Here is a 15237-nt window from a genome sequence, read left to right on the forward strand (position 1 = left end):
GGTCCGCTTTGTGTCTGAAAGGTACATTGAGACAGGTATAATTACGGGCCATTAGTCGCTGCGATAAAAGAGGGTTACTGAAATAGCATCGCCAGTAACACCAGGAACAGCAGCATGACATAGATTCGTGCGTGCCAAATATCAGGTACAGCAGGTATAACCCGACGGCTAAAAACTATTCCTGCCCAGCCTGTTAGTACCAACATACCTAAAATTTTCAGGTTGATAAAACCGAGAAATCCATTCACAGGAATAGTTTGCCAGCCAATAACTGCATACGTCACGGCACCACATAGCGCGACGGGCAGGGAAAGCGGATTAGAAGCACTAATGCATTCACGCATCGCATAACCATGGCGCCGTAACAGGGGTACCGTCATTACGCTTCCGCCCACGCCAAGCAATGCGGCTATCATACCAATGGTCACTCCGCCGCCCGTTACTACAGGAAATGACAAGCGACGCAGAGAACTTCCTCCGAGAAAACCCTTACGCAACAAACAATCGCTGATTGTTGCCAGCATGTAGAAAATGAACAGCGCGCGAACAACACTCTCACTAAATATTCCTGCCAGACAGGAACCCATGATAGCCCCAATGGCTATAAACCATAGTAACGGGAATAACATTTGCGATGAAAGCTCGCAAGCTCGCCAGTTTCGATAGGTGACCCAGCCCGCGTTAAATATCATCACCGATGTAGAGGTAGCAACCGCGATATGCATGGCGTTTAGTGCCAGTTCGGTCTGCCGTAGCATTAGTTGATAAACGAATGGTACTACGACAAAGCCGCCGCCAAAGCCAAAAAGCACGGTGGTAATACCGGTAGTAAAGCCTGCCAGCGCAATGATTGCGATATCATTCAAAATCATACCCTCGACCTGAAAATGATTTCGCAGCTTATACCGGTAGCGTCCTGCTTCCCATTCGCGCCGCGCTCAATTACCTTTGTAAATCGGTCATAAGGAGACGGGTGTGCGCAACGTAAAGATTGAAGAGGTCGAGCAGCTAGATCGTGAAGTGGTAGCGATAGGCAATGACTATGTGCAGGGATTTATGCTGCCACAGCACAAACATCGCCGCGCGCAGCTGCTATATGGCGCGACCGGATTAATGCATGTCATAACCCAGGATGGAGAGTGGATTGTTCCTCCACAACATGCTGTTTGGATCCCACCCGAAACTATGCACGCCGTCAAATTTGTTGGCGTGACCACTCGCAGTCTGTATATAGAACCAGATTTCGTGAATGCCTTCTTAAAATATCCTCGTTGTGAAGTTATTAGCGTATCGCCATTATTACGTCAGCTATTGCTTGAGTCAGTGGATTTACCGCCACTGTATGAAAGCACGCGTGACCGTGCACTGATAAATCTGATGATATTGGAGCTGGCGGCTATGCCGGTTCGCGAATTCGATATTCCGTTGCCGCGACATCCGGCCCTACTGGCTCTTTGTCAGGCGTTTTTACTCAATCCCTCAATCCATGATCCAGCAGAGCGCTGGGCAAATGCGCTGTTCATGAGCGACAGCACCTTTCGTCGCCATTTCCTTAAGCAAATGGGCATGTCATTTTCTGTCTGGCGCCAACGAGCATGCGTGGTTAGCGCGCTGGCATTGTTGATAACGGGAAAACCCGTAAATGAAGTAGCCTTGACTCTTGGATACGATAATGCATCATCCTTCGCAACGATGTTCCGCCGTGTCACAGGACAGCCACCTTCGTATTATCACCCGGCATTATTCAAAAAGTTCCACGGGACAGGGCACCGATCATAGCGTCAGCTATGTACCAGCTAAAGACGCTGCCACGTCAAATTCTTTAATTCATGAGAAGGGTTAAGGTGTTAAAATCGTAGGCGTTTTGGATCTTAATACTATTAAATAATGATAAATAAAATACTGGTCAGTGCCTGCCTGATGGGCCTTAAAGTCCGTTATAACGGGAAAGAGAAAGCGCAGATGACTCATCAACTTGCTCGCTGGCAACAGGAGCAGCGCCTGGTGATCCACTGCCCTGAGTTGGCTGCGGGGCTACCTGTTCCGAGACCACCCGCTGAGATTATGTCTGCTGAGGGTAAAGACGTAATGCGTGGACAAGCCAGAATAATTGAAAACACCGGAACAGATGTTACCGGGCATTATCAACTTGCAGCCTGGCTGGCTCTGCGAGCAGCACAAGAAGCAGGATGTACTGCTGCTTTGTTAACTGATGGTAGTCCAACGTGCGGAACTCAGTTTATCTACAACGGTTCTTTCAGTAATCAGCGTAAATCGGGTATGGGAGTGGCAGCGTCATTACTCTCCGAGCATGGTATTGCGGTATTTTCAGAAACTCAGTTTGCGGAGCTTGTGAACTGGATTGAAGAAAGGGAATGAACGATTCTCCAGGATTAACGCCGAGCGGCATTGCTTCCTGGTCATAATGGGTATGCAGCTCATTTTTCCATTTTATGAGCCACCTCGATTAACTCCGCCCCCTGATTCTTCACGTTCCCCACGGCGCGAGTTACAGCATGCCAAATAAACTCGTCGGCGGGTACTGTACCGTCGGCAATGATCTCTTCCGCTTTTTTCCCGCCAACATCCTGTCGCATCCATTCTCTTGCTGCTTCTGGCGACAGAACCAGCGGCCGTCGATCGTGTATATCAATGAGGCCTTTATCCGCAGCAGAGGTCACTATGAGAAATCCCTCGGCTTCATCGCCGCGCTCAAACGGCGTACTGCCGATCGCCGCCATGAATATCGGCTGCCCGTCGGCCCGATGAATAAAATACGGCTGTTTCTTGTCGCCTTCCTTTTTCCATTCGAACCACCCATCGGCAAAGCAGATCGCCCGGCCATGCTGCCAAAGAGGTTTAAACATTCTGCTGGTGGCTGCGGTTTCTACACGCGCGTTAATCAGTGGTGCTTTGTCCCACCATCCAGGCGCGTAGCCCCAGAATACCGGATCGAGGTGCAGTTGTTTGTCACGTTCGCTTAACAGCAGCACTTTGGTACCGGGCGCAACGTTGTAGCGGCCAATGGGTTCAGGGTCATATGCGATATCGCGTTCGCCTTCGTCGGCCAGGTAAGCCAGATATTCTTCACGGGTTTGGGCTTGTGCAAAACGTCCACACATAGAAACCTCCAGTCAGTCAGACTGAAAGTATAGGGCAGGGAGAAAAAGTCGCGCGGGCATGCTTCTGAGATTGAACCGATGCTGGAAAATCGCGGCCTGAATACACAGGGGTATTGTTAGTTGAAAACAGAGCCGGGCTTTGCGCCCGGTTACTCTTGTATCAACCACATATCCGACTCTTCGAACATCTCCTCGAGCATGCGGTTAAGCTTTTCACGGTCGCTTTTGCTGGCGTCGCTGTTCAGGCCGTTCGCTTGCATTGGCTTAACCGTCACGCTGGCATCAGGAAAAATCCGGTGCACGCGTTTTGTCAGCTCGGTCAGGATGATTTCCCTGGCTCCCTCCAGCCCCTGTACGTTTCGCTTGTCATAAACCAGTTCCACAAACATGATTGTTTACCTTATGGATATTACGCATGTGATTCAGCCTGAACGTAAAATACTACTGTATATGGGTACAGTCAAACGGCGTTCAGGCTAAAGCATTGTCCAGAGCAATGCAGACAGCGTTGCCAGTCCGCCCAGAACAACCAGAAACACCGTCACGCCGCGAAGCTCCGCCAGCGAGGGGCGGATGTATATGAGGTACGCAGGGATAAGGAACAGGATCACCGCGATCAGTGGTCCGCAGAACATTTCAATCAGGCTGAGCACATCCGGATTGGCATAAACAATGCCATAGGTCAGCAGGAACAGCGCCAGAGAGGCCAGCCGCTTGCTGGCGCTGGCCTTTTTGCCGGATACGCTGGCAGCCAGCTGACCAAACGTTTGTGCGACCGACAGGCCTACGCCGAGAAAGGATTTCGTCATACCGATGATAGCGATGAGCGGGGCAATGTGGTAAATCAGGCTGAAATCACCGTTTCCTTTCATCACGGACAGCACATTCAGGTTTTCCGCCTTCGCCCGTACAAAGTTGTCATGCGGGATCCCCAGCACGCAGCTCAGCACGAAAAAGAGGATACTGGCGAAGATGGCTAAATAGGCGATGCGGATCACGAACAGTGCCTTTTTCTCGCCCTCCGCTTTCCTCTCCCGGTAGTAAGAGCTCAGCGGGGAGACCATAGGCGCACAGCAAAACGAGAAGGTAATAAGCGGCAGCGTCAGCCAGATATTTTTCAGCGTTACCGGCAGCGGCGTGGCGTTCATTTCAGCGGCCGTATCGGTCAGGTTAGACAGATGCCATCCCGGGATAAGTGATACGGCGATCAGCAGTACAGATGCCGCGAACGGCAGCGCCAGCGCGCTCATAATGGCCACGACTCTGTCCCGGCCCTTGCTAAGCACCACATAAAGTGCGGCAACCACGATAAACGACAATGGCCCACGGCTGAGGGCGGTAATATGCAGATGCTCCACCAGTAAATTACTCAGCGCATTAATCAGCGCCACCCCGTAAACCAGGGTTACCGGGAAGAAGGTCACACAATAGAACAGGGTGATCAGCTTTTCACCCCGTCCGCTGAAGAAGGAGCCGAAGATCGGCAACGTGCCGTTTTCATTCTTCTCTTCTCGCATATACACACGACAAAGGAGTAAATGGGGGATCAGGGATAACGGCAGCCCCAGCAGGAGCATGACCAGGAAAATAACCGGACCACGGGTGCCGATTTCCACGGGCAGGAACAGCGTTCCCGCCCCGACGGCTGTACCGTAGAGGCCCAGCGTCCAGATGTTATCCTGCCAGTGCCAGTTAGAGCGTGTTGTAATATTAGCTGAGAGAGTGGTGGCTTTATTCATCATATTTTACCGCGTTGTTAGAGGAGCGACGACTTATTTAGTTTTTATCTGCCTGTAGTCGTTGCTGCGCCATTACACCACGGGTGGGAGGGGTTTGATTTCGCATACCGTAAACCTTATGTGTATGCCTGCAATAACTATCGTTATTCTTTGACGATGCTTTAACAGGCGGTTAATTAAGAAGGGGATTTGTTAAATTAACGAACAAATAACGACTGACTTTCCCTGCCTGCACGTCTGTTAATTAAAAAATAAATACCCTGTTTTATTAAGTAACATAAGGCGCCATCATATTGAAGGGGGGCTTATTTAATTATTTTATTGGATGGAAAATTATCCCGTTATGCCTCAAATTAAAAAACAGGATATAGACAATCACGTAACCTGCTCGTAGCTTTCGAACTGTCTTGTAACATAACGCTATCTTTATGGTGGCGAAGGGGCACAAGGCGTCGTATGCCTGCTATTAAACGCCCCATAAAAAAATCCTCTTCTATACTCAGTTACGTTTAGTGAAATATGCCGCCGCTCCACACGTCGCGTTGCCTTAATAGCGGCGGGCAGCAGGGGCATATCCACGAAAACGCCTTAATAACGGTCAATTTTGCATTTTTAGAGGGGGATTCCTGGTATGTTGCATTCTCAATCCTCGCGGGTCGGTAGCATGTTGCTGCTGCTGACCGCGATAATAGCCTTCGCGGTGGCGCTATACGCCTGGTGGACGCCGCTTACCGGCGTCACTGGCACCATTGGCGCACTGGGCGTGGTCATTGCCAGCGTAGTGCTGGCGATCCTGACCGTTATGCTACGCGCGGCATCGCGTCGCGGGGCGCGCGTTTTCCTGATTATTGTCACCCTGGTGGTGTTGGCGGGTATTGGTTTTGCCGCCGCGCTGCTGCACCAGTACATCATAACGGCAGCCATGGTGGTCGGCCTGATAGGTCTGATTATGCTGAGCAGCCATTCCGCCCGTTACAACCATCGCGTCAGAAGCTGAGGAGCCGCCCGTGCACAACGATAAGCATTATCCCTTCATAAAAGTCAGCATGACGGCGCTGGCGCTGCTGGTCGCTCCGCTCGCGCTACAGGCGCAGGATAAGGCCACTGAGGCCTCTCAGGGGACCCAGGAATCGCTTAACATTGATGCCGCCGATCAGCAGGCACCCGGAACCACAAAAACCACCGACGATGCCTCAACCGGCAGCGGTGACGGAAAGAAAGTCGCCTCGGCCAGCCAGCCCGCGACGCCGCTGGTGCCCGGCACGCCCACCTGGGACAGCTTCCACGGCCAGCTTAACGCGCAGAAATACAGCCCCCTGACCCAAATTACGGCGGATAATGTCGGGAAATTAACGAAAGTCTGGGAATTCCATACCGGCGACGTCTCGGATGGTAAAGGCGATACGCCAGCCACCGTCTGGTCCGCAACGCCCATTTTCGCCAACGATACGCTCTACATTGGCACGCCATTCGATCGCCTGATTGCGCTGGATCCGGGGACGGGTAAAGAGAAGTGGCATTATGACACGAAATCGTCGCGCAAGGCGCTGACCCAGCCAGTGCTGAAAAACCGCGGCGTTTCCTACTGGCAGGCCAAAAATCCGGTGAGCGGAGAGGCATGCCAGAAGATGGTTTATATGGGCACCGTTGACGGCAAGCTCTTTGCGCTGGACGCCGATTCAGGCAAACCTTGCAGCGGCTTTGCGAATAACGGCGTGTTGGATCTGAACCAGTGGAATACCGTTAACGCGAAGTATCCGCTCTCTGTCCTGCAACCGCCAACCGTTGTCGGCAACCATCTGCTGGTGGGCTGGGCCGGGAAGGACTGGGCCTATGCCGAAGCCCCTCCGGGCACCGTATTTTCAGTCAACGCCCAGACCGGTAAGCTTGAATGGACCTTTGAGGCGATCCCGGCAGAGATTCGCAAGCGTACCGGTACCGCCAACGTCTGGACGCACATGTCCGCCGATGAGGCCAACGGGCTGGTCTATCTCCCGGTTTCATCGCCATCTCCCAACTATTGGGGCGGCAACCGCGTGGACGCTATTCCGCTTGGCACCTCGACCACCGCGCTGGACATCAACACCGGTAAAGTGGTCTGGTCCCGTCAATGGGTACACCACGACGTCTGGGATTACGATATTAACTCCGCCCCGACGCTGATGGACATCACCGTAGACGGCAAGCAGATCCCGGCGCTGATTCAGGCCACCAAGCAGGGTTTCCTGTTCGTGGTTAACCGCCTGACGGGGGAGGACGTATGGCCAATCGAAGAACGTCCGGTTCCGCAGGGTGATGGTTCGGTTCAGGGTGAAGTTCTCTCGCCCACGCAGCCGTTCCCGACCAAACCCGCGCCGCTGCTCGACCAGTCGAAAAAACCGGAAATCTGGAAGCTGGCGGATATCGTCGGTGGCGGCCAGTGCTCCCGTCTGTGGGATAACCTGACCTATGAGGGAATGTATACTCCGCCGACCACCAAGGGCGAAGGCACGCTAACCTATCCTGATAGCGCTGGCGGCGTACAGTGGGGTGGGGTGGCGTTCGATCCGCAAAAACAGATCGCCATCGTCAACACCTCGCATATCGTCCAGTACGTGAAGCTCTACAGCCGCGAAGATTACGATAACGCAGACAAAGACTCCGGTAACGAAAGCGGCTTTGCCCCACAGGAAGGCGCCCCGTACGGTATGCGTCTGCTGGTGGCGAGCAACTGGCTGGGCATGCCGTGCTGGCAGCCGCCGTTTGGCGAAATCGTGGCGCTGGACATGCATACGGGCGATGTGAAATGGCGTCGTCCGGTTGGCGCCTCCCAGCAGTATGGCTTCTTCATGCCGGAGAGCTGGGGTTCACCTACCATTGGTGGCCCGGCAGTGACGGCGGGCGGCGTGATCTTCATCGGTGCTTCAATGGATGCCAAAGTGCGTGCCTACTCGGTCGAGAGCGGTGAAGAGCTGTGGTCCGATCAGGCAGAAGCGCCGGCAGTAGCGAACCCGTCAGTCTATGAATATAAAGGTCGCCAGTATGTGGCCTTCGTGGCAGGCGGGAATACGATCCTGAAGGATCAGGTGGGCGATCAGGTGGTGGTCTACGCCTTGCCGGAATAATTCATCAGGAAGGGGAAATAAGCGTGGGGCCTGCGGGCCCCACTTTGTTTTGCAATTGTCGTTTTACCGACGCGTTATTTATCGGCTGATGCGCCGGAGTGGGTTGACATCTGCTCGGCGGACTTCAGGTGCTGCTCAACGACCGGCGTGTGCTCGTTGGCCAGAGCCTTCACATCCGGATCGTCGATTTTACTGGCGTCGCTCTTAAGCTTCGACAGCACCTTCTCGTGGTCCTTCACGCCAGCATATTCCATATACATTTTGTCAAAAGCGTCACCACGCTGGTTTTCCAGCCTTGAGTTCAGGGCTTTATGCGCGGCGTCTGGTTCGGTCGGCAGCTCCACGCCCTTTTTCTGGGCAACGGTCTGGACTTTGGTCAGCGCGGCGCCGTGATCGTCGACCATTTTCTGAGCGAATGTTTTCACTTCACTGCTTTGGGCCTTGTCCAGGGCGAGCCTGGCGGCGGCGACTTCGTTGATATTGGCCTGCGCCATGTCCTTCAACGCTTTCTCGTCGCCGGAGCTGAGTCTGGCGTCCGGTTGAGCCTTGCCCGCAGTTTGAGTTTGTGCGGCGCTTGTCGTCTGGGCTTGTACGCCAACGGTGCTGAACATTGCTGCAACTGCTGATACGGCTAGCAGCCATTTCAGGGTTTTACTCGTGTGCATATTGTTCTCCTGATGGTCATGGTACAGGTAAGTTTCGGTTGCTTCAGGCGCAACCGGACAGATAAATGCTCACTACAAGGGTCAGTATAGTAGATGAAACTGCTGCACCCGCCGTTCAGGTCAGTGATGGCTGGTCGTGATGCTCAATTCTTCTACAATATTGATACGGATCATTTACATATTTGGTGCTAATGTTAAATATATAGATTCATCAACAGGAGGAATGATATGAAAAAAGCACTATTAGGGAGTGTATTGGCTTTAACAGTAGCAAGCTTCGGCGCATCTGCGGCAGATATGATTTCCAAGGATGAAGCGCACCACTTCAAACTTGAATACCTTGGTAATGTATCTGTAGGGGCTTCAGGTGGACAAATTTCTTCACCTTCAGATCTTCATCAAAAACTCTCAAAACTGGCAGACGAGAAGGGCGGGAAATACTACGTCATTATCGCTGCCCGCGAGCATGGCCCTAACTTCCAGGCCGTCGCAGAAGTCTTTAAATAATTTTCTCGAATACCACAAAAACCCGCTTCTGGCGGGTTTTTTGTTTACAGACAGCCAAAAAAATGCCCCTGATGCGGGGCGAGTTTAAGTCAAAACTTTTCTTATGTTTATGTGCTCTAAGGCTTTGGGACAATAACAGCTTGTTCAAATAATGCAACATAAATGCATGTTTAAATGTGACGACTCCATCATGCTGCTCATCTTAAGGTTAATGCAGCATACGTAACGCAGATAGTCTACGCTTTACAAAGGGTTATGGTTAAAACCATTTAGAGAATGGATACAGTTAACGGTCGTAAGAGGTAAAGATGAAAGTTGACGCAATGACACAAAAGGCAGAGGAAGAGATTTCAGCGCTTATAGCCAAAAAAATTGCAGAGTTACGAAAAAAAACAGGGCAGGAAGTTTCTGAAATAGAGTTTATCGCTCGTGAGGCCATGACGGGCCTCGAGGGGTACGAAGTAAAAATCAAACTCCTGTAGGCGTTTCTTCCTGAAATGGTTGCTCAATTCTTGCCGCAATACAAAACCGGGCGTGATGCCCGGTTGTATTATGGATAATCATCGTCTTTATGAGCGAATAAATGTCAGTATATCGGCGTTTATGGTATCTGCATGCGTGGTATGCATCCCATGCGGGAAGCCTGGATAAATTTTGAGTTCGCTGTTTGCGAGCAGCTTATCCTGTAGAAGGGCGGCATTTTTATAGGGGACGACCTGATCGTCATCACCCTGCAACACAAGGACGGGAACCGTAATGGCTTTAAGATCGTCCGTCTGGTCGGTCTCTGAAAACGCCTTAATGCCTTCATAGTGGGCTTTGGCGCTACCGATCATTCCCTGACGCCACCAGTTCTGGATTGTGCCCTGCGAAACCTCTGCTCCGTCTCGGTTAAATCCATAGAAAGGACCGCTGGCGACGTCGAGGTAAAACTGGGCGCGGTTAGCGGCCAGCGCCTGGCGGAAGCCGTCAAACACCTCAATGGGCGTTCCGCCGGGGTTCGTGTCTGATTTTACCATCAGCGGAGGAACGGCGCTGACCAGTACCGCTTTGGCCACTCGCCCCTGAGGCTGGCCGTACTTCGCAACGTACCTGGCGACCTGGCCCCCGCCGGTGGAGTGGCCGACGTGCACTGCATTACGCAAATCAAGGCTTTCGACCACGGCCGAGGCGTCGGAGGCATAATGATCCATATCATGACCTTCACTCACCTGATCGGAACGACCATGACCACGACGGTCGAGGGCGATGACGCGGAAGCCTTCTGCAAGGAAAAAGAGCATCTGGTTATCCCAGTCATCGGCGCTCAGCGGCCAGCCGTGATGGAAAACGATCGGCTGCGCATCCTTCGGACCCCAGTCTTTGTAATAAATACTGACACCATCTTTCGTTGTTACGAATGCCATATTTCAGACTCCTCTGCTAATGGCAAAAACGTGTGAAGGCTAAGTAAATAGCCCAGCATTTAGGGACGTAATAAAACTGACTTATATTAATCTTATTACTGGTATATCCGCTTAAAGTGTAGAAGGGTTCCTGAAAACAGTTATAGATTAAATTTGTATGGTCATTATTTATTTTTAAACGAAATATCCCCTAAACCAGCCGGGGCACTGTGTTATGTTTCTCGCGTGGTGAATCCCCCTGTGCGGAGGGGTTAAACAGCACGTGTAGCTTAGGCAATCAGTAGCGGGTCAAGGTGGCTGACCAACGACTCACCGGGAGGCACCCGGCACCACACATACGTTAAAGCTTGTATCTCGCTGAATTTATTAGGGATGGTGTATGAAGTTGGGCTTTTTGGCTGGAGCAGTGCTGGCAACCTGGTTGTCTTTAACCTACCCGACGCAAATGAGAGCTGTTTTTGAACAACTGGTTACGATAGTGCAGCAAATCACGCAGCCTTCATCAGAGTCTCATTCTGATATGGTCACACCGGAACAGTCATATCCTTGATTGTTATATTTACGATGAACGTTACCCGTCTTAATAGTTAACCTGTGCTTATTTTTCTGATGGGCTTGTTATTGGCCGGGCAGAGGTTACCGCCACCCGGCCTGACCGTCTTAAACGATCGCGTTAGGGCACGCTTCGCCCTTATCAAGCTGCTGTAAATTCCCCAGCGTGGTTTCCGATATACTGATCAGCGCTTCGGCGGTCAGAAACGCCTGGTGGCCGGTGAACAACACGTTGTGGCAGGCCGACAGGCGACGGAACACGTCATCCTGAATCACGTCGTTAGATTTATCCTCAAAGAACAGGTCGCGTTCGTTCTCATACACATCCATACCCAACGCGCCAATTTTTTGCGTTTTCAGCGCTTCGATAGCGGCCTGAGAGTCGATCAGTCCACCGCGGCTGGTATTGATGATCATCACGCCGTCTTTCATCTGGTCGAACGCCGACTGGTTAAGCAGGTGATAGTTTTCCGGGGTCAACGGACAGTGCAGGGAGATAACATCAGACTGCGAGAAGAGCGTTTTCAGATCGACATACTCCACGCCCAGCTCCAGCGCAGCGGCGCTTGGGTACGGATCAAACGCCAGCAGGCGCATGCCAAATCCTTTCAGGATGCGTAGGGCGGCCACACCAATTTTGCCGGTACCAATCACGCCTGCGGTTTTACCGTACATGGTAAAGCCGGTCAACCCTTCCAGAGAGAAGTTAGCATCACGGGTGCGCTGATAGGCACGGTGAATACGACGGTTGAGCGACATCATCATCCCGACGGCATGTTCAGCCACGGCTTCCGGAGAATAGGCTGGGACGCGAACGACCTTCAGACCCAGCTCTTTGGCGGCATCGAGATCGACGTTGTTAAAGCCCGCGCAGCGCAGGGCAATGTATTTCACGCCCTGTTTTTTCAACTCTTCCAGCACCGGTCGGCTACCGTCGTCGTTAACGAAGATACACACGCCTTCGCAGCCGTGAGCGGTTTTAGCCGTCTTTTCAGTCAGCAGAAAGTCGAAAAATTCAAGATCGAAACCGTACGTCTCGTTAACATGTTGCAGATACTTTTTGTCGTACTGCTTTGTGCTATATACCGCGAGTTTCATAAGACTTTCTCCAGTGATTTTGGAACCACGTTAGCATGTTTAAAATTATCTTACAATTTTTCAAAATTCATTGAAATCAATAAGTTCTATGAATTATTGTAGAGCATCTACTCTTAAAAATGGCATTACCTTCAACTGACTGGCTAAACATGCGACAATGAGCGGCAAGAACGGCTTATTTTTTTCGCAAAATCAGGATATTAACTGCCCATGAAGGGTAAATACAAAGCCGCAATCGCGCTATTACTGCTGCTATTACTCGTGCCGCTGACGCTGCTGATGACGCTCGCCCAGTGGGTACCCACGCTCGCCGGGATCTGGCTCCCTGTTGGAACGCGCATCGCGTTTGAAGAAAGCCCACGGCTCACGCGCCACGCCCTGATCATCCCCGATCTCCGCTATCTGGTAGAAGAGTGCGAAATTGCCCGTGTGGAAAACGTGACCCTGTCACACCCCAGCCGTTGGGATCTGGATATTGGCGCACTTGAACTTAACTCTGTCTGCCTGAGCAAATTACCGCAGTCAGCGTCCTCAACGGTGGCGCCGAAAACGCTGGCGCAGTGGCAGGCCATCCTGCCTAACACCTGGCTGACCATCCACCGCTTTACCCTTTCTCCCTGGCAGCAGTGGGAGGGTGAGCTGCATGCTTCACTCACACCAGCCCGCCAGGACATCACTTATAACGGCGAGCAGGTGAGCATTAAGGGGCAGTTGCGCGGCCAGACGCTCTCCATCAGCCAGTTCGATGTGCAACTGCCGGATCAGCCGCAGCCCGTGAAGCTGATCGGTGAATTTACCCTGCCGTTGGTACCGGACGGCGTGCCGGTGAAAGGGCATACGGTCGCGACCTTTAACGTGCCACAGTTATCCTCGCTGGTCGATGCCGATCTGGACTGGGAGGACAATCAGGGCCAGCTGGTGGTCATGGCGCGGGACAACCCCGATCCACTGCTCGATTTACCGTGGCAGATCACCGCTCAGCAGTTAACCGTCAGCGACGGACGCTGGAACTGGTCAGCCTCCGGTATGCCGATGAGCGGTCGCGTCGGGCTGAAAGTGGATAACTGGCAGCAGGGGCTGGAGAAAGCCACCTTCACGGGGCGGCTCAACGTGCTGACCCAGGGGGATGCGGGGAAGGGCAACGCGGTGCTGAATATTGGTCCCGGCTCGCTCAGTATGGAAAACAGCGCTATGCCGTTGCACCTGAGCGGGGAAGCCAAGCAAAACGATCTGATCCTGTATGCCAGACTCCCGGCGAAGCTGACCGGCAGCCTTTACGATCCGCAGCTTACGTTTGAACCCGGCGCATTATTGCGCTCGCGCGGGCGCATCATCGACTCGCTGGATATCGATGAGATCCGCTGGCCGCTGGCAGGCGTGAAGCTCACGCAGAAGGGCGTGGACGGCCGCCTGCAAGCCATTCTGCGGGCGCATGAAAACGAGATGGGCGATTTTGAACTGCATCTGGACGGCCAGGCTAACGACTTTTTACTGGACAACGGTTTGTGGCAGTGGCGCTACTGGGGTAAAGGGAACTTCACGCCGATGAACGCGCGCTGGGATGTCCGGGGAACCGGGGAGTGGCGCGACAACGTTATCGAACTGACCGATCTTTCCACGGGGTTCGACAAATTGCAGTACGGTACGATGCTGGTCAGCAAGCCGCGCCTGGTGCTGGATCACCCGGTGCGCTGGTCGCGGGACCCGGATAACCCCACCTTTAGCGGCGCGCTCGCGCTCAATGCCGGGCAAACAAGCTTCTCGGGCGGAAGCGTGCTGCCGCCGTCCGTTTTGACCTTCAGCGTTGACGGGACAGACCCGACGGTGTTCCAGTTTAAAGGGAACCTGCATGCGGACGACATCGGCCCGGTCCAGGTGAATGGACGCTGGGATGGCGAACGCCTTCGCGGTAAGGCCTGGTGGCCAAAACAGTCTCTTACGGTGTTCCAGCCGTTGATCCCGCCAGACTGGAAAATGACCCTGCGCGGCGGCGAAATGTACGCACAGGTGGCTTTCTCAGCGGCCTCCGATCAGGGGTTTGAGGCCGGGGGGCACGGGGTGCTGAAAGCGGGCAGCGCGTGGATGCCGGATAACGAAATCAACGGCGTTGATTTTGTTCTGCCGTTCCGCTTAAGCCAGGGTACCTGGTCGCTGGGCACGCGCGGGCCGGTAACGTTACGAATCGACGAGGTAAAAAACCTGGTCACAGCCCGAAATATCACCGCGGATCTCCAGGGCGATTATCCCTGGACCGAAGCGAACCCGCTCCTGCTCACCAACGTGAAGGTGGAAGCGCTCGGCGGGAAAATCACCATGCAGCAGTTGAGAATGCCGCAGCACGATCCGGCTTTACTACGCGTGGATAATATTTCCTCCAGCGAACTGATAAGCGCGGTGAATCCGAAGCAGTTTGCCATGTCCGGCCCGGTGAGCGGCGCGCTGCCGTTCTGGCTGGACAATGAAAAATGGATCATTAAAGATGGCTGGCTGACCAACCCGGGGCCGATGACGCTGCGCATCGACCAGGACACGGCGGATGCCATTGTGAAAGACAACGTGGTTGCCGGGGCGGCGATCAACTGGCTCCGCTATATGGAAATTTCGCAGTCGTGGACAAAACTCAATGTGGATAATCTGGGTGTGTTAACCATGCAGGCGGCCATTAAAGGCACCAGCCGCGTCGAGGGCAAAAGCAGTTTCGTAAACCTGAATTACACCCATGAAGAGAACATTTTTACCCTCTGGCGCAGCCTGCGCTTTGGGGACAATCTGCAAACATGGTTTGAGCAACATGCGGCGATACCCCTTCTCCGCGGTTCGACAGGCAAGGAAAGTGAGGAACAACAATGAAAAAGAGGGCTGGTGTACTCACCGTGGCCGTCGTCGCGCTGCTGTCAGGCTGCACGCCGCGCATTGAAGTGGCGGCGCCCAAAGAGCCGATCACTATCAACATGAACGTGAAAATTGAGCATGAAATCCATATCAAGGTGGATAAAGACGTTGAAGCCCTGCTGAAATCCCGCAGCGATCTGTTCTGAGGATGC

At 53.1% G+C, this 15237-nt stretch carries 15 protein-coding genes; 8 read left to right on the top strand and 7 right to left on the bottom strand.

What is annotated here, in order from left to right:
• Positions 1-74: 74 nt before the first annotated feature.
• Positions 75-866: a sulfite exporter TauE/SafE family protein gene (locus tag SK47_RS09595; protein ID WP_032645704.1), complete on the bottom strand. Its 792-nt coding sequence runs from the start codon at positions 864-866 to the stop codon at positions 75-77.
• Between the two features lie 109 nt (positions 867-975).
• On the opposite strand from SK47_RS09595, the gene SK47_RS09600 reads away from it, so the two are divergent.
• The gene (locus SK47_RS09600) at positions 976-1779 is read left to right on the top strand and encodes an AraC family transcriptional regulator (RefSeq protein WP_039268873.1); all 804 of its coding nucleotides are present in this window, start codon (positions 976-978) and stop codon (positions 1777-1779) included.
• A 108-nt stretch (positions 1780-1887) separates the two neighbouring features.
• On the top strand, positions 1888-2379 hold the full coding sequence (locus tag SK47_RS09605; RefSeq protein WP_003857394.1) for a 2-thiouracil desulfurase family protein: 492 nt from the start codon (positions 1888-1890) through the stop codon (positions 2377-2379).
• Between the two features lie 59 nt (positions 2380-2438).
• Here SK47_RS09605 and SK47_RS09610 read toward each other — a convergent pair whose 3' ends face one another.
• The 3 genes from SK47_RS09610 to SK47_RS09620 form a co-directional block, all read right to left on the bottom strand.
• The gene (locus SK47_RS09610; protein ID WP_032609110.1) at positions 2439-3122 is read right to left on the bottom strand and encodes an SOS response-associated peptidase; all 684 of its coding nucleotides are present in this window, start codon (positions 3120-3122) and stop codon (positions 2439-2441) included.
• Between the two features lie 149 nt (positions 3123-3271).
• Positions 3272-3511 (bottom strand): DinI family protein, encoded by a 240-nt coding sequence (locus tag SK47_RS09615; protein ID WP_045342839.1) that lies wholly within the window; start codon positions 3509-3511, stop codon positions 3272-3274.
• Positions 3512-3598: 87 nt separating this feature from the next.
• Entirely contained in the window at positions 3599-4861 is a 1263-nt protein-coding gene (locus tag SK47_RS09620; RefSeq protein WP_080472727.1) for an amino acid permease, read from the bottom strand.
• A 631-nt stretch (positions 4862-5492) separates the two neighbouring features.
• Here SK47_RS09620 and SK47_RS09625 point away from each other — a divergent pair.
• Together SK47_RS09625 and SK47_RS09630 are read left to right on the top strand one after the other, a co-directional pair.
• Positions 5493-5858: a hypothetical protein gene (locus SK47_RS09625; protein ID WP_022651139.1), complete on the top strand. Its 366-nt coding sequence runs from the start codon at positions 5493-5495 to the stop codon at positions 5856-5858.
• 10 nt (positions 5859-5868) lie between these two features.
• Positions 5869-7965, top strand: a complete 2097-nt coding sequence (locus tag SK47_RS09630) for a pyrroloquinoline quinone-dependent dehydrogenase (protein ID WP_023314079.1) — start codon at positions 5869-5871, stop codon at positions 7963-7965.
• A 74-nt stretch (positions 7966-8039) separates the two neighbouring features.
• Here the strand turns inward: SK47_RS09630 and SK47_RS09635 are convergent, their stop codons facing one another.
• Positions 8040-8630: a DUF4142 domain-containing protein gene (locus tag SK47_RS09635; RefSeq protein ID WP_048244005.1), complete on the bottom strand. Its 591-nt coding sequence runs from the start codon at positions 8628-8630 to the stop codon at positions 8040-8042.
• 228 nt (positions 8631-8858) lie between these two features.
• Between SK47_RS09635 and SK47_RS09640 the strand changes: the two genes are divergently transcribed.
• Positions 8859-9137, top strand: a complete 279-nt coding sequence (locus tag SK47_RS09640; protein WP_003857380.1) for a YdgH/BhsA/McbA family protein — start codon at positions 8859-8861, stop codon at positions 9135-9137.
• 308 nt (positions 9138-9445) lie between these two features.
• On the top strand, positions 9446-9619 hold the full coding sequence (locus SK47_RS23130) for a GnsA/GnsB family addiction module toxin (protein WP_022648006.1): 174 nt from the start codon (positions 9446-9448) through the stop codon (positions 9617-9619).
• An 87-nt stretch (positions 9620-9706) separates the two neighbouring features.
• On the opposite strand, the gene SK47_RS09645 is transcribed toward SK47_RS23130, so the two are convergent.
• Together SK47_RS09645 and SK47_RS09650 are read right to left on the bottom strand one after the other, a co-directional pair.
• Complete coding sequence (locus tag SK47_RS09645) at positions 9707-10543, bottom strand: alpha/beta fold hydrolase (protein WP_003857377.1); 837 nt, start codon at positions 10541-10543, stop codon at positions 9707-9709.
• 660 nt (positions 10544-11203) lie between these two features.
• Complete coding sequence (locus SK47_RS09650; protein ID WP_003857375.1) at positions 11204-12193, bottom strand: 2-hydroxyacid dehydrogenase; 990 nt, start codon at positions 12191-12193, stop codon at positions 11204-11206.
• A gap of 210 nt (positions 12194-12403) precedes the next feature.
• Here SK47_RS09650 and SK47_RS09655 point away from each other — a divergent pair, with 210 nt between their 5' ends.
• Together SK47_RS09655 and SK47_RS09660 are read left to right on the top strand one after the other, a co-directional pair.
• The gene (locus SK47_RS09655; RefSeq protein WP_048244007.1) at positions 12404-15043 is read left to right on the top strand and encodes a YdbH family protein; all 2640 of its coding nucleotides are present in this window, start codon (positions 12404-12406) and stop codon (positions 15041-15043) included.
• Positions 15040-15231: a YnbE family lipoprotein gene (locus tag SK47_RS09660; RefSeq protein WP_003857369.1), complete on the top strand. Its 192-nt coding sequence runs from the start codon at positions 15040-15042 to the stop codon at positions 15229-15231. Before SK47_RS09655 ends, SK47_RS09660 begins: the two co-directional genes overlap by 4 nt.
• Positions 15232-15237 lie beyond the last annotated feature (6 nt).

This window comes from Enterobacter sp. BWH52 (genome assembly GCF_001037565.1).
GTDB classification, from domain to species: domain Bacteria; phylum Pseudomonadota; class Gammaproteobacteria; order Enterobacterales; family Enterobacteriaceae; genus Enterobacter; species Enterobacter hormaechei_C.